Source organism: Fibrobacter sp. UWR2 (genome assembly GCF_002210285.1).
In the GTDB taxonomy this organism is placed as follows: domain Bacteria; phylum Fibrobacterota; class Fibrobacteria; order Fibrobacterales; family Fibrobacteraceae; genus Fibrobacter.
In genome coordinates this window covers 67,009-87,083 of sequence record NZ_MWQE01000007.1, presented here as the reverse complement: position 1 = coordinate 87,083, position 20,075 = coordinate 67,009, and the positions used below count along the sequence as shown (strand labels likewise).

Annotated in this window: 17 protein-coding genes; 10 read left to right on the top strand and 7 right to left on the bottom strand. The window is 55.1% G+C overall.

Features of this window, described 5'->3' with window-relative positions; translation table 11 throughout:
- The first annotated feature begins 14 nt into the window (after nucleotides 1-14).
- The 7 genes from nusA (at nucleotide 15) to B7994_RS10185 (ending at nucleotide 7,475) form a co-directional block, all read left to right on the top strand.
- On the top strand, nucleotides 15-1,232 hold the full coding sequence (gene nusA, locus B7994_RS10210; RefSeq protein WP_088638364.1) for a transcription termination factor NusA: 1,218 nt from the start codon (nucleotides 15-17) through the stop codon (nucleotides 1,230-1,232).
- Between the two features lie 109 nt (nucleotides 1,233-1,341).
- On the top strand, nucleotides 1,342-4,302 hold the full coding sequence (gene infB / locus B7994_RS10205) for a translation initiation factor IF-2 (RefSeq protein WP_233143165.1): 2,961 nt from the start codon (nucleotides 1,342-1,344) through the stop codon (nucleotides 4,300-4,302).
- Entirely contained in the window at nucleotides 4,292-4,645 is a 354-nt protein-coding gene (rbfA, locus tag B7994_RS10200; RefSeq protein WP_088638362.1) for a 30S ribosome-binding factor RbfA, read from the top strand. Before infB ends, rbfA begins: the two co-directional genes overlap by 11 nt.
- The gene (gene truB, locus B7994_RS10195; RefSeq protein ID WP_088638361.1) at nucleotides 4,646-5,572 is read left to right on the top strand and encodes a tRNA pseudouridine(55) synthase TruB; all 927 of its coding nucleotides are present in this window, start codon (nucleotides 4,646-4,648) and stop codon (nucleotides 5,570-5,572) included.
- Between the two features lie 42 nt (nucleotides 5,573-5,614).
- Nucleotides 5,615-6,526 carry a riboflavin biosynthesis protein RibF gene (ribF, locus tag B7994_RS10190; protein ID WP_088638360.1) on the top strand — a complete coding sequence of 304 codons (912 nt, stop codon included), beginning with the start codon at nucleotides 5,615-5,617 and terminating at the stop codon, nucleotides 6,524-6,526.
- Between the two features lie 17 nt (nucleotides 6,527-6,543).
- Nucleotides 6,544-7,008, top strand: coding sequence for a hypothetical protein (locus B7994_RS13950; protein ID WP_158213135.1), 465 nt, complete (start codon nucleotides 6,544-6,546; stop codon nucleotides 7,006-7,008).
- Entirely contained in the window at nucleotides 7,008-7,475 is a 468-nt protein-coding gene (locus B7994_RS10185) for a hypothetical protein (protein ID WP_088638359.1), read from the top strand. Before B7994_RS13950 ends, B7994_RS10185 begins: the two co-directional genes overlap by 1 nt.
- Before the next feature lie 66 nt (nucleotides 7,476-7,541).
- On the opposite strand, the gene B7994_RS10180 is transcribed toward B7994_RS10185, so the two are convergent.
- From B7994_RS10180 to B7994_RS10165, 4 genes are read right to left on the bottom strand one after another with little or no spacing between them, the layout of a single operon-like run.
- A complete protein-coding gene (locus B7994_RS10180) occupies nucleotides 7,542-11,333 on the bottom strand; it encodes an SNF2-related protein (protein ID WP_088638358.1) in 3,792 nt (1,263 codons plus the stop codon).
- Between the two features lie 25 nt (nucleotides 11,334-11,358).
- The gene (lnt, locus tag B7994_RS10175) at nucleotides 11,359-13,341 is read right to left on the bottom strand and encodes an apolipoprotein N-acyltransferase (protein WP_233143163.1); all 1,983 of its coding nucleotides are present in this window, start codon (nucleotides 13,339-13,341) and stop codon (nucleotides 11,359-11,361) included.
- Nucleotides 13,342-13,347: 6 nt separating this feature from the next.
- Nucleotides 13,348-14,031 carry a 16S rRNA (cytidine(1402)-2'-O)-methyltransferase gene (rsmI, locus tag B7994_RS10170; RefSeq protein WP_088638357.1) on the bottom strand — a complete coding sequence of 228 codons (684 nt, stop codon included), beginning with the start codon at nucleotides 14,029-14,031 and terminating at the stop codon, nucleotides 13,348-13,350.
- Nucleotide 14,032: 1 nt separating this feature from the next.
- On the bottom strand, nucleotides 14,033-14,527 hold the full coding sequence (locus B7994_RS10165; protein ID WP_233143162.1) for a hypothetical protein: 495 nt from the start codon (nucleotides 14,525-14,527) through the stop codon (nucleotides 14,033-14,035).
- Nucleotides 14,528-14,632: 105 nt separating this feature from the next.
- Between B7994_RS10165 and B7994_RS10160 the strand changes: the two genes are divergently transcribed.
- Nucleotides 14,633-15,352, top strand: coding sequence for a UDP-2,3-diacylglucosamine diphosphatase (locus tag B7994_RS10160; protein WP_088638434.1), 720 nt, complete (start codon nucleotides 14,633-14,635; stop codon nucleotides 15,350-15,352).
- 7 nt (nucleotides 15,353-15,359) lie between these two features.
- Here B7994_RS10160 and B7994_RS10155 read toward each other — a convergent pair whose 3' ends face one another.
- From B7994_RS10155 to B7994_RS10145, 3 genes are all read right to left on the bottom strand, one after another.
- On the bottom strand, nucleotides 15,360-15,803 hold the full coding sequence (locus tag B7994_RS10155; protein WP_088638355.1) for a hypothetical protein: 444 nt from the start codon (nucleotides 15,801-15,803) through the stop codon (nucleotides 15,360-15,362).
- Nucleotides 15,804-15,818: 15 nt separating this feature from the next.
- A complete protein-coding gene (locus B7994_RS10150) occupies nucleotides 15,819-16,514 on the bottom strand; it encodes a hypothetical protein (RefSeq protein WP_088638354.1) in 696 nt (231 codons plus the stop codon).
- A gap of 210 nt (nucleotides 16,515-16,724) precedes the next feature.
- Nucleotides 16,725-17,504 (bottom strand): alpha/beta hydrolase, encoded by a 780-nt coding sequence (locus tag B7994_RS10145; RefSeq protein ID WP_088638353.1) that lies wholly within the window; start codon nucleotides 17,502-17,504, stop codon nucleotides 16,725-16,727.
- Nucleotides 17,505-17,815: 311 nt separating this feature from the next.
- Between B7994_RS10145 and B7994_RS10140 the strand changes: the two genes are divergently transcribed.
- Together B7994_RS10140 and B7994_RS10135 are read left to right on the top strand one after the other, a co-directional pair.
- Entirely contained in the window at nucleotides 17,816-18,670 is an 855-nt protein-coding gene (locus B7994_RS10140; protein WP_088638352.1) for a TIGR02147 family protein, read from the top strand.
- Nucleotides 18,667-20,052, top strand: coding sequence for a hypothetical protein (locus B7994_RS10135; protein WP_088638351.1), 1,386 nt, complete (start codon nucleotides 18,667-18,669; stop codon nucleotides 20,050-20,052). The genes B7994_RS10140 and B7994_RS10135 overlap by 4 nt, the downstream gene beginning before the upstream one ends.
- Nucleotides 20,053-20,075: the final 23 nt, after the last annotated feature.

Below are 20,075 nucleotides of genomic sequence, written 5' to 3'. Positions count from 1 at the left end.
TAGGAAGGTCTAAAATGGCTAAAAAGAACGAACCCAAGGTTAATTTGGTTGAAGTGCTCAAGGAAGTGATGGAAGCCAAGAACATGGACGACGAAATCATCGAGGGTGCTCTCAAGCAGGCCCTGATTTCTGCAGCCCGCAAGTATTTGCACATCGACAAGAAGATCGAAGTGGACATCGACAAGGAAACGAACGATATCCATGTGTTCTTGCGTGTTGAGGTCGTGGACGACTATCCGGACTACGACCCGAACATGACCGCCGAAGAGGTTGAAGAAATGGACGAGGGCTACATGCTCGTGCCCGAAGCCCAGGAATACAACGAAGACGCTCAGCCGGGTGACTTCCTCGAAATGGAAGTGCCGACGACTTCCTTCGGACGCCAGGCCATCCAGACCGCCAAGCAGCTTTTGACGCAGCAGATCCGCGATGCGGAACGCCTCAAGATCATGAACACCTACCGTGGCCGTGTCGGCACGATGATCAGTGGTGAAGTGCTCCGCCTTGAAGGCCGCAACGTGATTGTTTCCTTGGGCAAGCAGACCGAAGCCATGATTCCGCCGCGCGAACAGATTGGTCACGAACGCCTCGTGCAGGGCCAGTCCGTGAAGGCCGTTATCGCCCGCGTCGAAGAATCCGCCAAGAATGGTGCCCAGGTTATCCTGTCCCGTGCCAGCGGCGAATTCCTCAAGGAACTCTTCCGTCAGGAAGTTCCGGAAATTTACGAAGGTTCCGTCGAAATCAAGGGTGTCGCCCGTGAACCGGGTTACCGCGCCAAGATTGCCGTTTACTCCCGCGACGAGAAGATCGACCCGGTCGGCGCATGCGTGGGCATGAAGGGCGCCCGTGTGCAGACGATTGTCCGCGAACTCGGCAACGAACGCATCGATATCGTGCACTGGAACGAAAACCTCGACGTGTTTATCACTCGTGCACTTTCTCCGGCTAACGTCGTGAAACTCACCGAAGTTCCGGGTACGCGCCGCGTGGTGGTCGTTATCAACGACGACAATCTTGCCCAGGCAATCGGCAAGAACGGCCAGAACGTGAAGCTCGCTTCCCAGTTGGTGGAACGCGATCTCGACGTGTTCGGCGAGAAGGAATGGTCCGAGAAGGATGACGAGGCCAAGGCACAGGTCCTGGCTCCGCGCCCGCAGGAACTCCGCCGCAATGCTGCGCAGAAGGCCGAAGCGCTTTTTGCCGAAGCCGAAAAACAGGAAGAGAGCAACTAAGGATTCTTTCTTCACCAAAAGGGTTTTTTAAACAGGCTATTGAATGAGTATAGAACAGTATAAACCAAAAGAATGGGCCGAGGAACACGGCGTCAAGAGCGAATTTGTTATGAAGCTTTTGCGTGAGAACGGCGTCAAGGTCTTGACGCAGGTCTCTAAGGTGAATGCTTCTGAATTCGAGAAGATTGAAGCTGCCGTGGCCGAAGAGAAGAAAAAGCAGGACGCACGAGCCAAGAACCTGAAGAAGTCTGCTTCTTCGGATGCTACTGCCGAAAAGCCTGCCGAAAAGTCGAAGTCTACGACATCGACCATGACGAAGAACGGCGTGAAGGTGAGCCTCAAGCGTACTACGAAGAAGGACTCCGCCGCGAAGCCCGCTGCAAAGCCGGCTACGGTCAAGCCCGCCGCTGAAGCAACTGCCGCACCGGCCGCGAAGGTCGAAACACCGGTTGCTCCTGCCGCACCGGCTGCCCCCGCGGTTCCCGCCGAGGCCCCGAAGGTTGAAAAGCCCGCTCCGGCTCCTGCCGAACCCAAGACTGTCGAGAAGCCAGCCGCTGCCCCCGAGCCTGTTGCAGCGCCGGCCGCTCCCGAAGTCAAGGCTCCGGCCCCGAAGGTTGAAGAAGCTCCGGCTCCGAAGCCCGCAGCTCCCGCCCCGTCGCCTGCTCCGCAGCCGACGATGATGACGGCGAATACAGAACTTAAGCAGCCGCCGATGAAGGCACAGGTGTTCAAGCCCGATGCCGCAATCCTGGCTCGTATCGCGAAGTCCCAGCAGCAGGCTGGCAACGCCCGCGGTAACAACCGCCGCCCCGGTGGACCGGGCGCCCGCGGCCAGGGCAATGCCCAGGGTTACACGGGTTCGTTTGGCCCGCGTACCGGTGGCCCCGGCGACAACCGCGGTAATGGTCAGCGTAGGCCTGGCCAGGGCGGGGGAGCGAGCAGCTCCCGCGGCGGCTACACTGGTCGCAGCGGCGGGTTCTCCAGCGGCTCCATGCAGGAAGCCTTCAATGCCAGCGCCGGAATGGCTGCCGGTAATAACGGTGGCAAGGGTGGCAACGCAGCGAAGGGCCAGAACGGCCGTCACGGCAATGACAAGAACCGCCGTGGCAATAGCCGCGACCGCCAGGAACAGCAGAAGGAACAGCAGCAGGAAATGGTTCGCCAGAACGTTTCCCGCGTGATGGCTGACCTTTCGAAGAAGCCTGTCAAGAAGGTTTACCGCAAGGAACACAACGACAATTCTACGGGCGAAGAGAAGAAGATTCTCAAGACGTCCGACTTCATCACTGTGGGCGAACTCGCTGGCCTTATGGACCAGATGCCGGCCCGCGTGATTGCAAAGTGTATGGAAATGGGCATGATGGTGACCATCAACGCCCGTCTCGATTTCGAGACCATCCAGATTCTCGCCGATGAATTCGGTTACGAAGCGCAGTTGATGGAAGAATACGAAGAAGAGGCTCTCGGCGTCGAAGAAGAAAGCGCCGAAAACCTCCAGTCTCGCCATCCGGTCGTTACCGTCATGGGTCACGTTGACCATGGTAAGACCTCGCTCCTTGACTGGATCCGCAAGACCCATGTGGTCTCCGGCGAATCGGGCGGCATTACCCAGCACATCGGTGCATACGAAGTAACGACGGCACAGGGCAAGGTGACCTTCCTCGATACTCCGGGTCACGAGGCGTTCAGCGCCATGCGTGCCCGCGGTTCTCAGGTGACCGACGTTATCGTGCTCGTTGTGGCTGCCGACTCCATGGTGATGCCCCAGACGGTTGAATGTATTGAACTGGCCAAGCGCGAGAAGGTCCCGATGGTTGTCGCCATCACGAAGGTCGACCTTCCGACGGCGAACCCCGACAAGATCCGTGCCCAGCTCGCCGAACGCGGCGTGGAAGTGGAACAGTGGGGTGGTACCACGAGCTGTGTGGAAGTCTCTGCCCGTACGGGTCAGGGTATGGACCAGCTCCTAGAAACGCTCGCCCTCGAAGCCGAAGTTCAGGAACTCAAGGCGAACCCGAACGCTCACGCCCGCGGTGCCGTGGTGGAATCCAAGCTCGACGTGGGCAAGGGCTCCATGGCTACGATCTTGGTGCAGAACGGTACGCTCCATGTGGGTGACCCGTTTGTCTGTGGTATCTATGCCGGTAAGGTGCGCGCCATGTTCAACGAACGCGGCGTGCAGATGAAGGCCGCTCCTCCGTCTACTCCCTGCCAGGTGCTCGGTTTCGACGGTACTCCGCAGGCTGGTGACGACCTCATCGTGGTCGACGACGAAAAGACCGCACGCGAAATCGCGAGCAAGCGCCGTATGGCGGCCCGCGAACGCGACCTGCGCTCCCGTAACGTCAAGACCTTGGAAGATACCTTCAACGATAGGAAGGAAGGCAAACTCTCCGAACTCAACCTCATCGTCAAGGCCGACGTGGGTGGTTCTGCCGAAGCTCTTGCCGCCTCTCTCGAAAAGCTTACCAACAGGGAAGTGCGCGTCAATATCATCCGCAAGGGCGTGGGTACCATTACGGAATCCGATATCCTCCTTGCTACGACCGCACAGGCGATTATCATTTCGTTCCACCTTATGCCTTCTCTTTCCATCCGCGAGATGGCACAGAAGGAAGGTATCGAAATCCGCAACTACCGCGTGATTTACGACTGCATCGAAGACATCACGAACGCTGTGGAAGGCCTCTTGAAGCCGATCATGCGCGAGGAACTCTCCGGCGAAGCCGAAATCCGCCAGGTGTTCAAGATTCCGAAGATCGGCCTCATCGCCGGCTGTATGGTTACCGACGGCGAAGTCGACCGCACCTCTCACGTTCGCGTGTACCGCAACGGCGTGGAACTCGGTACTACCGTGGTCCAGTCCTTGAAGCGCATGAAGGACGACGTGAAGTCCGTTGTACGCGGCTTCGAATGTGGTATCGGTCTCAAGGGCTACGACGATATCAAGGAAGGCGACAGCCTTATCTTCTTCAAGGAAGTCAAGGTTGCCCGTACCCTGAAGGATGTGGCTCGCGAAGAAGCTGAGGAAAAGGCGAAGAAGTCTGCCGAGGAGTCGAATGAGTCGTAGGACAGACAGACTGGGCGAACAGTTCCGCGAAGAGATCGGCAAGCTCCTGCAGAAGGGGCTTAAGGATCCTCGCGTGAGCAGCCTTTCGAGCATTACGCGCGTGACGATTACTGAAGACCTGAGCTATGCGAAGGTGCTCGTGTCCGTGATGGGTTCGGACAAGGAAAAGCGCGATTCCCTGATTGGCCTCAACAATTCCGCAGGCTATATCCGTGGGGTTCTTGGCAAGGCGCTCAAGATTCGCAAGATTCCCGAACTGAACTTCGTGCTGGATGAAAATCTGGAACACGCTATGCACATCGAGGAAATCCTCGCCGAACTGAAGCAGAAAGGGGAACTCTAGTTGGCTCCCTCGGGATTCATCCTGCTGGACAAAGTTGCTGGCGAAACATCGTTCAAGGCCCTTTTCCCGTTGAAAAGGGTCTTTTCTACTAAGCGTGTGGGGCATGCCGGGACGCTCGACCTGCGTGCGTCGGGCCTGATTATCGCTGCCACCGGGCGTGCGACACGCCTGTTGCCTTACGTGGAGGCGAAGGACAAGTGCTACACGTTCCGCCTGCATCTAGGTTACGAGACCGACACGCTCGAATGGGATGGGGATGTCGTGGAGCAGGGGAACGCGCTCGTAATAAATCGCGCCGCCCTTGAGGCAATTCTCCCGCAGTTTACGGGTGACATCGACCAGGTTCCGCCACGCTATTGCGCGGTGAAGATTGACGGCCGTCGCGCGAGCGACTGGGCCGAGCGCGGGAAGGATTTCGAGATGAAGCCGCGCCGCATCCACATTGAATCGCTCAAGGTCGTGGGCGAGGGCGATAAGACTGAAGGCTGCTCTGGCAAGGAATTCGCGACATTCGATATCGAGTGCGTGTGCAGCAAGGGAACCTACGTGCGTGCGCTCGGGCGCGACATTGCGCATGCGCTCGGGACCTGCGGGTGCGTCTCGCAGATTCGCCGCCACCGCATCGGGAAGGTCTCCGTGGAATCCGCTGTGCGCGGGGAAGACTTGACCCGCGAACACTTGAAATCTGTGGAGCAGGTGCTTGATTTTCCGGTCGTGAAACTCGATGAGGACCAGATGGCAGTTATCCGCAAGGGCAATTGGGTCCTGTGGCGCGAGCCCGTGGAAGGTGCCGAAAAACAGCAGGGCCGTGGCGACGACTGCGAAAGGCTCGTGTTCGCCGCCGATGCAAATGGCAACGTGCTGAGCGTGTGCCGCTACGAACCGGGCCGCATCTGCCCGAAGATATATCTAGGGGAAGATGAGTAAGGAAGATCCCCGCCTTCGCGGGGATGACAAGGTAGGGAACGAATGTCGGTGAACGAGAAACAGAAAAGAGCCGTGACGATGGGCAATTTTGACGGGTGCCACCTGGGACACCAGGCACTTTTCCGTACCCTGAAGGCCGTCGCCGAGGTGAACGGCTGGACCCCGACCGTCATCAGTTTCGAACCCCATTCCAACTACGTGCTGCGTGGCCCCGGTGACCCGCTGCTCCTTACCACCACCGAAGAAAAGCGCGAGTTCATCGAAAGTCTCGGGCTCGAATTCCTGGTGCTGCCGTTTACGCCCGAAGTCGCAAAACTCCCGTTTGATGAATTTGTCCGTAGGGAACTCATCGAGAAGCGCGGCGTGTGCTCCATGTTCTTCGGACACGACCACTGCTTTGGCGCGGGCGGCAAGGGCAACTACGAGACGATTACCGCCGCGTTCCCGGAACTCAGCACGCAGATGCTTTCCATCGTGCTGCACAAGGGCGAACGCGTGAGTTCTTCTGCCGTGCGTAACGCGCTATTGAACGGCGACGTTTCCCGCGCGCAGACATACCTTGGGCGCCCCTACCGCCTCTCCGGCACCGTAGTCGTTGGCAAGCGCCTCGGGCATACCATCGGGTTCCCGACCGCGAATTTGCAGGTGGAACAGTACAAGTTCCTGCCGAAATCCGGCGTGTACGTGGCATCCGCGAGGCTTGCGGATGGCCGCATCTGCCGTGCCGTGGTGAATATCGGCGTGCAGCCCTCTGCGCCCGGGCCCCACCAGATGGCCATCGAGGCCTTCCTTCTCGATTTTAGCGAGGATATCTACGGGCAGCACCTGGTGCTCGACCTGATGGCCTACCTGCGCCCCGAACAGAAATTTGCCAGCATGGAAGACCTTGTGCGCCAAATCGGCATGGACGCCGACACCGCCAAGAACTACAACGGCAACCACTGGGCCGAATAGAAAGCAAGCCTTTCTTAATGAATGTCGTCAGTTATATGAGGATTTCAAAGCATTTAATTCTTTCACTATGCTTGATTCTCTGTTCTTGTTTTACTCATCCAAAACAGAGTCAAAGCCCTCTTTGTTCGGATAGCGACGTCCCTGTTCCTTATCCTTGCCGGTTAGATAAAGATATTGCGAAAAAGATCTTTAATACATCTGGACGAAAAAATCATTGTGATAATTCAAACTATTGCAGTGTTGAAGAAGATTCCTTTGTTTATGTTGTGCGTAGTATTTCAGAGGATGCCTTTAGTTATTGTATAGAAAAATGGAATTCAAAGGCTGAAGTTGCAGAAATAGATTCTTTAAATTTTGTTCTTGTTGATTATGACTATTATTACAATGCAGAAATAGATGGCTTTCCTATATGGAAAAATGCGTGGATTGATGTGAATAATTCAGGTGCTTGCTACAATATAAAAGAAGGAATTCTATTCTAATGAATAAAAAGTTGCTTTTTTTATTGTTGCTTTCTTCTTTTTGTCTTGTTTTTGGACAAGGTGAAAAGAATAACAAAGAACTTGAATATAAAGTTGTAAATGGCGTGTATTGCCCTGACTATGTAGATGCCGATTCTGTTTTAAAGTATATCGAAAAATTTAAACGAAATGAGGGTGATTCGATCCATTATCGATTAGGTCTCGTTGACCGATATTACTGTTCTATAACAGACGGGAATCTCCAAGAAAATCCTAAAATTTGTGATTCTCTGTGTTATTTTGTGTACAAGTTGGTTCCGTTTCGCGAGAAATATAAGGAATGGCTTACGAAAAAATTCCCTGGAAATTGGATGATTGAAGAAACGCAGGTTTTTTGTGTGAATGGGGCCAATATAGAACAAAGAGAAAATGAACCTAGCGGAGATTTACACTTTTTCTTCATCAAAGAAAAAGTGAAATCAAAATAGATTAAGTTTTAATAAGCGTGTCGCTTCGACGGCCTTTTTCTGTGATTAGTTTGTGCTGAAATCTTGCTAGACGAGGGTGTTGTCGAGTCCGAAGACTTCGCCGAGTTGCTTGTCGTCCATGTCGGCGAGCCAGGTTTCGCCCGCGCTCACGGTCATGTTCGCGATGGATTTCTTTGTCTCGAGAAGCGCGTTGATTTTTTCTTCGAACGTTCCCTTGGTGATAAACCTGTGGACCTGCACGTTGCGTGTCTGCCCGATACGGAAGGCGCGGTCGGTGGCCTGCGCTTCGATGGCGGGGTTCCACCACAAATCGTAATGGATGACCTGCGATGCGGCGGTGAGGTTGAGGCCCGTTCCGCCCGCCTTGAGCGAGAGGATGAGCACCTTGCATTCGGGGTTCTTCTGGAAGTCCTCGATCATGGAGGTGCGCTGCGTCTGCGTGCATCCACCGTGGTAGAAGTGCGTGCGGAGCCCGAGTTCTTCCGTGATGGTCTTTTCGAGCAGGAATCCCATTTCGGCGAACTGCGTGAAGATGAGCGTCTTTTCGCCCTGTTCCTGGATGGAGGTGAGCAGGTCGAGGAGCATCTGCATCTTGCCGGAGGAAAGGACCGGCGCGCTTGTGGTCGGCGCATTTTCTGCTGGTGTCGCTTCGGCGGGCTCAGCGACCTTCTCCTGCGATGCGGCGGCCGCACCTTTCAGGAATGTCGCGGGGTGGTTGCAAATCTGCTTGAGGGCGAGAATCATCTGCAATATGATTCCCTTGCGCTTGAATAGCGCGTGCGCGTCGTTCGCCTTCTCGCTCAGCGCCTGTTCCATCTCGAGTTCCTGCATGAAGTGCTCGAGCGTCTTCTGGTACAGTGCTGCCTGCGGCTTGGTGAGTTCGGCGTATTCGTCCTGGATAATCTTGTCGGGCAAGTCGCTGATGATGCTCTTGTCGGTCTTGAGGCGGCGCAGCATGAAGGGTGCCGTAATCTTGCGGAACGTTTCCGCCACCTTCTCGTTGCCCATTTTCTGGATGGGCGTCTCGAACTTTTCGCGGAACTCGGCCGCGCTCGGGAAGAACCCGCGGTTCGCGAAGTCCATGATGGTCCAGAATTCCATGAGTCGGTTCTCGACGGGGGTGCCGCTCATCGCGATTTTCATGGGGGCGCGCATGCGGCGCAATAGCCTGCTCTGCTCGCTGTCCGCGTTCTTGATGTTCTGCGCTTCGTCGATGACGATTACCTGCCATTCACGCTCGTTCAGTTCGTCAAAGTCCTTGCGGAACGTGGCGTAGGTGGTGAGCAGCACGTCGGCGTGGAATTTCTCGAGGTCTCGGCTCCCGCCGTGGTAGGCGAAGAACGTGAGGTCTGGCGCGAACTTCTTGATTTCGACCTGCCAGTTGCACAGTAGGCCCGCGGGCATCACCACGAGCGCCTTCCTTTCGGCGAACTTGCCTTCTTCGTGCATCTTGAGGAGGAATGCGATGACCTGGAGGGTCTTTCCGAGGCCCATGTCGTCGGCGAGGATGCAGCCGAAACCGATTTCGAGGTTCTTGTACATCCACGAGTAGCCGCGCACCTGGTAGGGGCGCATGGTTGCGTTCAGGTGTTCGGGGAGGGCGACTTCGGTTTCGCTGCGCCAGGAATCGAACTGCTGCTTGAATTCGCCCGCCATGTCGACCGGGATGCCGTCGCATTCCCCGGTGAAGCAAGCCTGCACGAGTTTCGCCTGCGTGATGACCGGGGCGTCGTCTGCATTTTCGCTGTCCGCGCTTTCATTGCCTGCGGCGGAACCTGCGCCGTCTTTACCCGCAGAGCCTTCCACACCCGCATCGGGGCCTTTCGCGCCCTTGTCGCCTTTCGCGCGGCCTTCAATCTGTTCGCGGATGCGTTGCAGGTCCTCGGCGCTCACCTCGACGTACTGTGACTTGTATTTCAGCAGTCCGTCTGCATTCTCGGCAAGTTCCAGGAATTCTTCCGCCGACACGTTCTCGTCGCCAATCGCCACTTCCCAGTCAAAATCGAGCAGGTCGTTCGCGGTAAACGCGCCAAAGCTCATGCTCCCCTGCAGGCGAATCTTGGGTTTGGGCTTGCCCACGTTCATCAGGTTCTTCGGGATTTCGGTCTTGATGCCGAAAATCTCGAGCTTCTTGAGGCAATCCTGCAAGAACTGGAGCAGTACGGCTCCCTGCATCATGATGGGGGAGGCCGCGCGGTTCTCGATGTATGCTCCCATCGGCTTGAAGGAATCGGCGATGCCGTTCAGGATGTTCAGAATCGAGAGGAGCCGCGCATCGTTTTCTTCGAATAAGGCAGAAAGCGGTGTAAACTTGTCTGTATCGATAATGAAAACTTCGAGTGCGACCTGCTCGCCGCTTTCGTAGCACTTGAATAGCAGTTGCGTGCGGAAATCGAGGCTCGAATAGACGGAAAACCACTTCTGGATTTTGCCGGGGATGGCGTGCGCGCTGTTGGCGAGCTTTCCCGAGACGCAGTTGAAGAAGAAGGCTAGCAAGTTTCCGTGGTTTGTCTTGAGGGGCGCCTTGTAGGTATGCGCGAACCGCAGCAGCTGCGAGATGAACAGCGAAAGCACATGTTCCGCGGGTTCTGCAATCTCGACAAACTCGTCTTCTTTTGCGGTGAAGGCGAAATGCGGCGGGACGGCGGCTTCGAGGTCTGCGACAATCCCCAAAATATCGGGCAGCATTTCGGCGGGCATCCAGCGCATCTGCGCGACGTCCTTGCCTATCCATAATACCTGCGGGTAGATGGCACCTGTTCGTACAAGGTTATATGCAACGTTCAGGAGCTGCAGCAGGTACCGTACGGTATAGCTGTGCCAGGAGAGGTTCCCTTTGTCGAGGCAGCACAGCGCGCCCATCACGCTCGAAACGCTGAGCCCGCTCTTAATGACGTTCCCGCTTTCTCCCGACTGTTCGAAATACCAGCGCCAGCCGTCCTTGTGGAACAGGCGCAAGTTCTCCTTTTCCATCAGGAATGTCTTCGCGTTGTTCGCACGGAAGTGTTCGGCAAAAATATCGAAACTTTCGTAATTCAAAAAGAACTTGCGGCAGCCTTCCAGTTCGTCGGTATAGCTCTTGCGGAAGTTGCCCGCGGTGCAGAACGACGGGAAGTTCTGCAACATGGCGGGCAGTATGCGCGAGTAGTCCTTCCACTCGTTATAGTTGAATACCGGCAGGTGCTGCGGCGGCGTGCGCGAAACGTTCTGTGGGGAATTTGCGAACAAGCTCGTGCTCGCGTCTTCGGCAAAGTCGAGACTGTTGTCGACCTTCTCCTCGAAAATCTTGTTCTTGCCTCCCGATGTGCGCACGATGTTCTTCTCGTAGGGCGCGTCGAGGTCGGACTGGATGGCAGGCGAGTTCTTGTAGTGGGCGAGGTCGAGCCCGTGCAGCTTGAACAGAAGCGACGGATCGGAACATGCCATCTCGGCAATCTTGAGGAAGGTCGCGGCGATGTACTTGCACGGGACAGGGTCGCGGCAGTCGCAGCCCATCTTCACCTCTTCGCCGTTGTCGAAAAGGCTGATTCCGCTCTTTGCGAGCAGGAGTTCTATGGGCGGGTTCATCGCGCCGTTTTCGAGCGCGAGCATTTCGGAAGGCTGCTGCTTTAGCAGGTTGATGAATATGCCAATCTTTTCGTCGTGGAATTTCGGGAATACGATGTAGTTGTTGTGGAGCCCGCCGTTCGGGCCCTTCACTACGGAAATCACGCGGTTATCGATGATGTCGATGCTCGTGACCTGGCCGCGCTCCACGAAGCGCATGCCCTGCAGTACAGTCTGCTCGTCGCATGAGCGGAAAAGGCCTTCCAGCCATTTTTCGCACCACCAGGTGTTGCCGTACTTTCCGAAATTCATCGCGCCAAATATAGCAAAAGTTTGCTCATTTGTGCATGGTTTTTCTGCATTTATTGATGTATGCCAGAACAGCGCATGCCAGCACGTAGATGGCGAAGAACCACAGGAGGGCGGTCTCTACGCTGTCGCCGTAGTGCTGGTAGGGCGTATCGCGGGTCTTGAGCTGCATCTTGCGCTGGATGACGGCGTCTACGAAGATGTCCGTGTTCAGGTCGTAGTGGCCGTACTGGTCGATGAATGCTGAGATACCGCTGTTCGCAAGCCTTGCGGTTGGTATGCCGTTCTCGATGGCGCGGTAGCGTACCAGGTTCAGGTGCTGGTAGGGAGCGGTGCTGCGGCCGAACCAGCCGTCATTCGTGATGTTCACCATCAGGCGCGAGCCCGCATTGATGGCTTCTCGCACAAGGTCGCCGAATATCGCGTCGTAGCAGATGAAGGGCGTCCACTTGAACGGCTCGTACACAGGTGTTTCTTTGCCGGGAACGAAGTCGCCTTCGCCCAGGTCCACGTAGTTGAGGATGGGGAAGATGTCGTCGAAGGGAATGCGCTCGCTGAAGGGTACCAGGTGCTTCTTGATGTAGCGCTGGTAAGAATGGAAATTGTCGGGCGTGAACAGGAACGACGCGTTGTAGATGTCGTACTTGCGCGGGCTTCCCGGTTCGTTGCGGTGGAAGTCAAGTGCGCCTGTGAGGATGCCTGCGTTGTGCCGTACGGCCAGGTGATGCAGTTCCCGGATTGTCGCGGGTTGCCTGCGGATGTGGTCGGGAACGGCAGTTTCAGCGAGGATGATGAGGTCGGTGCCCTTCTGCACGCTGTCGTTCACCATGCCGAATGTCTTTGCTGTGATGGAGTCAAAGCGTGCCTTGCTCCACTTTTCTCCCTGCTCGATGCTCGGCTGTATCAGCGCCATCTGGGGAGTGTCCTGCGCGTCGGCGCCATAGAAGGGCTGTGCCTCGGGTTTGCCGAGTACGATGCTCCCGTGGATCAGGAGCACGGCGTACACCAGCGCGGGCACGGCCAGCGGGAGTTTCGCGAGAATGAACTTCGTGCGGTTTTCGCCAGCGGACAATTTCCACGGGCCTTCGATGGCCTTCGCTACCGCCATATTGGAAGCGATGATGAGTGCGGTATACCCGAAGATGCCGATGACGGAGAGTGCCTGCAGTGATTCAAGCGTGTTTCCGAAGACGTAACCCAAGTGGCTCCACGGGAAGGCGAAGTCTCCGCGGGTGCGCGTCATCTCGAGGCCTGCATAGAATATGGGGTAGAGTGCGAGCAGCCAGGCGCGGCCGCCGAACTTGATGTTCTTGGCGAGCGTGTAGATGAATGCAGCGAAAACACTGTAGGCGCTGAAGAACGCGATGAGGAGCATGACGCCCAGGCAGATAAGCCCGGAGGGAGCCGTCTCCACGTTCATTACGTTGTAGATCCAGTAGTAGTTGATGGTGTTGTACACCATGCCCGACCAGAAAGTTGCGAATATCGCGGTGTTTCTGTTGTAGCGATTGAGCACCAAAAACCACGGTACGAGAAGCACGAGTGCTGCGGGCCCGAGCGGGAGCGGCGGGAAGGCGAATCCGAAAAGCCCCCACGCGATTATGCTGAGCAAAAGCGCCCTGCGGGAGTCGAACTCACGGAATCGTGCCACGTTCCAGCGGGCGAACAGTACGAGCCAGAAGATGAACAGCGGAACAAATGTGGTGGCAATTTGGTAAAGCCCCGCATGTCCAGCCCCGTTCGCATCGCCGAGGGTATAGTCAAGAGCAAGGAACAGAAACTGCGATATGCCGTAGGTGTAGATGTGCCTGCGGAAATGCTTGCGGGCTTCGCGCGTGAACAGGAACCCGAGCGCAATGGCGAGCGGAGCGAATTGTGCGGGTTCCGTGTAGAGCCCCGGTTCGTTGGGCCGGAGCGCAAAGCCGATTGCTTCTGCAACAAAAAGGACCGCAAAATAAATCCAGTAAATTTTCGGGAGCGAGTAAAACAAATTCTTAATCTTGTCCATCATACGTTTTTACAGTCCGCTTTTATCTTTCGGGTTGAAAATCAGCACGAACTCGCCCTTGGGTGGGTGCGCCTTGAAGTGCGCGGTAATTTCTGCCGGCGTGCCGATGAGGTGTTCCTCGAACTTCTTGGTGAGTTCGCGCATCAGGGCAATCTTGATTTCACCGAAAACCTGGCCGATTTCCTCGACGAACTTGTCGATGTTGTGCGGGCTTGCGTAAAAGATCTGGGTCGCTTCCTCGTCCTTCAGTTTTTCGAGCAGGTGGATGCGCTGGGCGCTCTTCTTGGGCGAGAAGTACTGGAAGGTAAAGTGGTCGGTAGGCATGCCGCTAGAAACCAGTGCGGTAATCATCGCGCAGGGGCCGGGGATAGCCCGCACGTCTATGCCTTCGCGTACGCATTCACGGACCAAGTTGAATGCCGGATCGGCAACGCCCGGGGTACCGGCGTCGCTCACGAGCGCGATATCGCCCTCGTTCTTCAGGTATTCCACGTACTTCGGAGTCACCTTCTCCTTGTTGAAGTCATGGTAGGCTTCCATCGGCGTGTTGATGCTGTAGTTGTCAAACAGCACGCGGGTGTGTCGCGTATCTTCGGCGAGCACGAGCGGGACTTCCTTCAAGATCCGTACGGCGCGATAGGTGATGTCTTCCATGTTCCCGATGGGGGTCGCGACAATATATAGAGTGTGCATGCTAAAAATCCTGCGCAGAATTGAGGTCCGTGCGCCTTCCGAGTTGAGTCTCGTACCGGATGCGTTCCATGAGCTTGCGGTGCATTTCCTGCGAGGCGTCGTTCACGAGGTCGGCACGCATCTTGCCGTACCAGAAGGCTTCGACATGTTCGCTTTCTTCGAATGTAGCCTTGAAGGTTAGGGTGCCGTTGCAGAATATGCGCATGTCCATGTTGTAGTGCCATGTTTCTTTCACGGGCATCGCGGGCCAGAATGGGACTATGGTCGCCCCGATGTTCCAGGCGCTCGGGCTTTCGTCCTGCTCGACGGTGGCCTGGATGCTTGCGACTCCGCGGCAGTTTTCCATCGGATAGCTTGTGGTATCTACTGCCCGCGTGTAGGCTCTTTGCAGGTTCGCCTCCAACTGGATGGTGTCCCCGCCATAGATAATCGATATGGGCTCGAAGAACGGGACCGTCTTCGGGAATTCCTGCAGGTCGTATTTCGCAAGGTTCATAGAGCAGCCCGCAATGAGCAACCCTGCTCCTAACAGCCCTGGCAAAGCAATGTACGCATGATGTCTCATTATTTTAAAGATAGTTATTTTACTATTTTCTTCGAGATGAGTTTGCCGGCCTACTTTATTTCCGATGCCCATCTGGGCGTAAATCCTCCCGGAGCCCGGGCTGACCGCGAGAAACTTCTCGTGGAGTTCTTGGAATCTATCTGTGGGAAGGCGTCGCATCTGGTAATCGTGGGCGACCTGTTTGAATTCTGGTACGAATACAACGATTACGTGAACCGCAACCATTTTGAACTGTTTTTCGCATTGCGAGAACTGGTCCGCTTGGGTTGCGAGGTCCACTTGCTTTGCGGAAACCATGACTTTGCCTATGGGGATTTCTTCCCGAAGTCACTAGGCGTGCAGGTCCACAGGAGCCTTGTCCTTGAAATTCAGGGCAAGAAGGTCTATTTCCACCATGGTGACGGTGTCGCGAAATCGGACTTCGGTTACCGCATTATGCGCCGTGTGCTGGACTTCCCGCCGAACCGGTTCCTTTTCAAACAAATTCACCCCGACTGGGGGATGGCGCTTGCCCGCTTTGTCGGTAGGAACAGCCGCAAGATAGGCGAGTCCCGCGAAATCAACCTTCAGGAATATCTAGGCTGGGGCGCATCGATCCTCAAACGCAAAAAATGCGATGTCTGCATTCATGGCCATCACCATATCTCGGGCATCTGGGATGTGGAAGGCGGCGTTGTCGCATCTCCGGGGGAGTGGATATGGAAACCCGCCATCCTCCGTATGGAAGAAGGCGGGCTTTCCCTGGAAATGTTATAGAGCGAATTTATTCGGAGAGACCACCGGCGTGAGATTCCGACGCCTTGATCATCTTCTTGCTCTTGTTTTCGCCCCATAGGGCACCGATGACATCAGTCTCCGAGAAGTTTTCCCACATTTGGTCAACCCAGCACCAGTGATGAACCGTGTCGCCACGTTCCACGACGATGCCTTCCTCGTTTACCCAGTTCTTGTTCACGGAGAAGGTCATGGGGTCTGCCTTGTACTCCGAGCCGTACTGGTTTTTCACGACAGCACCCTCGATGGTCCAGGACTTGCCGTCCGTCATCTTGTAGAGTGCGATATTGAGGACCAGGACAACGAGCACCGTAATCGCTGTGAAGATCCACATTTTCTTCGTGGCGAAGAAAATGCCGAGCAACAGTATGATTATGGCAAGAATGCCGAAGTTGTAGTGCACGCTGTAGAATGCTTTCAGAACGTCTATCATTTTAGTGCCTGTGGATTACTTCTTTGCCTTTGCTGCCTTGACCTTGGCCTTCTGTTCGGCGACCAGGTTTGCAACACTGAAGGTAATCACCTTACCGTCGATCTTGCAAGACGTACGGAAGCTCTTGGTCGGAAGCGCAATCCCGTGAGAGGAAAGCGTGCCCATGAAAGAAGCGTTGGCGTGGCTTGCGATAGTACGGACGTTGATGAATCCCTTCTTACTGAAGGTAAGGGTGAAGACCTTCTTGTTGGCATCGTATTCGGCGACCATCGTGTCGTTCTTGGCGGTTTCGACGGCAGTGCAGGTGCGCTTGTCGAAAATGATGGTGCCGCGGCTGTCGATGGAGAGCATCGGGATGCCGACAGAGTTACGGCAGGCGAACGGTTGCCAAGCGCCCTTCTTCTTGGCGGGAGCCTTGCCGGTAAACACGAACTTGTTGCCTTCCTTGACCATGGTATAGGGCCCGGGAGCTACCTGGAAACCGGTGGCGTTCATGGCACCCTTGAAATAGAGAAGGTAGCCAGCGCCGTTCGGCATAAAGCGGAAGGAAGAGGTCTTGAGAGTCTTTGTCGGGGTGACAGCGATGCGCTTACCCTCGACGTCGACTTCGATATCCGCGAACGGATTCTTGTCGAGTTTGAGCTCCTTTAAGGCCTCGTTGGAGAAGCGGATGAATCCGCGTATATCCATCTTGATATTGATTTTGTCCATTGTTAATACACCTCGTTTTTTGTTATTAAACGCCCCCTGTTGAATAAATTAACATATTTTTCCGAAAAGTGTCAAGTACCGGTGTGAAAAAAATCAAATCGGAAATAATCGTTTTGATGTAATTTTTTGACAAAATTAGCCTAGACTTTTTAGACTGTTATAAAAAACTTACCGCGCTGTATCCCTTACGCCATAAGGGTTTCATTATGTTTACAAATCTTCGTTTATCAAAATAGACAAAGTTCTACGAAGTGTTTTCTCTCCTCGTTCGGTGGTGCGAATTTGCCCGAAATCCCTGATAAACATGTGATTTCTATCACTGAACATTTTACGGTCTGCAAGCAAATGTATACAGGCCCCTGCGTTTGCCAACTTTTCACGGGGCATTTTTACGTCTGCACGGACCAAAAAACGGGGGTAGAACAGCCTGTACTTGGCGCTTATGGCGTCGGCAATGCTTGCTACCGGGTCGATAAGTACCAGTTTTTTCTCTTTTCCGGACTGCTCGGCGGCAAGGATTGCCCCTGTTCCGCGCCCTGCGAGGTAGGCGGGTGTGCCGTTCAGCTGGCTTGCGCATTCAAAAATGCCGCGGGCGTCGGGCTCGAAGGTGTCTTGCGAGGGGGTGCCCTTGTTGTTGCCGGAACCCCTGTAGTTGAAGGCCACGAGGGCGGTTCCCTCGATCTCCTGGACCTCGGCGATGAACTGGGCGGCGTCTTCGTCGGCATCGGGGTAGTACAGGAGCGTGGCGTCGCCCGGGTTGCCTGTGGACCAGCCTTCGAGAACGGTACCGTCTTCCATGGTACACGAGATCGGCTTCGCCTTGCCGGCGATTGCCTCGCGAGCCTCCTTGTGCGTGATGGCCCTGGGGAACGCGTTCCGGCGCTCGGTCAGCGCCAGGTAGAATACCATGCTTACATAGATGACGGCGATAATCCCTAAAATGCGGAGTATGCGCGCCCCGAACGCAAGAGCCTTTTTCTTCAAATCCATGCGCCAAATATAATAAACAACTAGGAAGCGCGAACGGTATGAAAGTGAGCCGAGAACGGCCGGTATCAAGGTGAGCCCTAAGCGACCGGTATGAAAAAGGACCTTCACTGGGAGTATCAGTGAAGGTCCGAGGGATGGGATTGGGTGTTCCCCAAATATACCCAATTTTTTAGGCGAAAGGTATAGGTGAAAAACAAAAAGTGTTCTCCAAGTGTTCTTTTTTGCCGTTTTCTTGTGAAATTCGTGATTTTGTGCAATTTTTTGAAAACAGGGGGTGTTCCCAGAAAAATAAAAAATTATTTTTATATTCAATGAACGTCTACGCTTACTATAATTACAGGAAATACCTGCAGGACTATTACGAGTACAGAAAGTCCGTGCAGCGTTATTTCTCGTACCGATCCTTCGCGAAGAAGGCGGGGTATTCGTCTTCCGGACTGTACCTCGATCTCATCCGCGGTCGTAAGTCGCTTACGCCGCAGATGCTCCCGAAGTTTATTACCGCACTGGGGCTGAACGAACGCGAAGGCCGTTACTTCTCCCTGATGGTGGATTTTACCCACGCGACTACGCCCGCGTCCAAGCAGCAGATTTTCGACCAGATGTCGGCGCTGCTCCCGCGCACTGTCAAGACGCTCACCCGGAACCAGCAGGAATACTATAGTAAGTGGTATTACGTCGCTGTTCGCGAATCTCTTTCTGTACTCGATATCAACGAAAAGAACATCCAGGAAGTGGCTCTGTTCCTGAACCCCAAGATTACACTCCCGCAGGCGAAGCAGGCTATTCAGCTGCTCCTTGACCTCGGGCTTATCGACCTGGCCGAAGACGGTTTCTACCGTTCCGTGAACAAGACCATATCGAGCGGCCGCGAAATAGCCCCGCTTTTCGGTCACCAGTTCCAAAAACAGATGATTGACCTTGCGAAAGGCGCTCTGGACCACTACAGCACCGAACGCAGAAATGTATCTTGTACTACGATGAGCGTGTCTGCCGAGGGGCTTGAACGCATCATCAATAAGATCGACGTATTCCGCAAGGAAGTGCTGGATATCGTTCGGTCGGATAGCGGTGAAACCATGGTGTGTGAGTTGAACGTTCAATTTTTCCCTCTCAGCAAGGAGAAGGAATCCAAGCCTGTTGAGGGCGGGGAGGACGCGAAATGAAATACTCTTTGACCATGGCTCTTGCTCTTAGCGCCCTTTTCTACGCTGCGTGTTCCGATAGTGAAAAACTTTCGGGAACGGCGACCGATACTGAAAATATGATGACGGCCTCTGTGACGGGTACGGTGAAGCGTTCCGACGGAACGTTCGCTACCGCTGCCGCGGTCCGCATGTCGAAGGTCTATTCCTCGAAGGACATGTCCGTCGTTCCTGAGTTTGTCGAGGTGAAGACGGATACCGCGGGTGTGTTCGCGTTCGATTCCGCGATTGCCGATACGTTCCAGCTTGCGGTTATCGACGAGGATGCCGAGGAAATCTCCTACCTGCCGCGTGTCCAACACGATTCCAAGGACCTGGATACCATCAAGCTCGAGAAGGCGGCTCGTTTCGAGAGCGTGCTCTACTATGACCGTGAGTCCGAGCCTGCGGTCGAGGTCGGCTCTCACTTCCTGGTGTACATGCCGGGTATGCCGTTCGTGCAGAACGTGTTCGCGAAGGATTCCTTCTCCATGCTCATTCCTGCCGGCTCCTGGTGGTTCGGATTCTGCCCGGGTGACCCGCAGATGGTGGCCAAGCTGCAGGATTCCGGCGTCGCCGACAGCCTTATCTACCGCGTATGGAACATGGGTTCTACCGAGGTGGAACCGGGCGATACGCTCGATGTGGGACCGTTCTACTGGAGCACCACGACCGACGTAGATACCCTGATGAAGGATGTCGGAAGTCTTGCCCGGATTTCAGGCCAAGTGGATTGCGATGCGGTCAAGAAATGTGCCGGTGTCGAGGTCATGGCGATTACCGATATCTTCGGGTTTGGCTTCTCCGGGGATTCCTCCGAGTTCGTGGCCCAGACTAAGACCGACAGTAGCGGTCGCTGGTGGCTGCCGGTTCCGGCCGAAGTTCCCTTTGACAGTTTCCGAGTGGAATTCCGTGCCGAAGAAGGCAAGAATATAAAGATGGGACTCAGCCGTTACGTGAAGGTTTCGGAAGTCGAGAACTTGGAGGATACGCTGGACGTTGGCCTGGTGGAACTGGAATCCTCGTCGGGGCTCATCAGCACCATCGCGCTGGTCATCGATCCGCTTGATTCGACGCAGTCGAGCAACTGCATGGTGAACAGCGTTGTAGTTGGAGCGAAGGGTACGGCGCATTTCGTACGGACGGTGACATGCAACTCTTTGAAAATCAATGAGATGCCGTCGGGCGAACAGGAACTCCTGCTCTATTCCGGCGATTCGAAGGTGATTTCGACCCTGCAGGAGGTGGAAACCCCTGTCGAGGAGTACGTGGTGAGTACGTTCGTGAACCTGCCGAAGGGTGACGACCTCGAATGGCAGGGCATGACCTACACCCCGCCTACACTGCCGAAATCTGTAAAATAATTGGAAATACCCCTTGCACAACT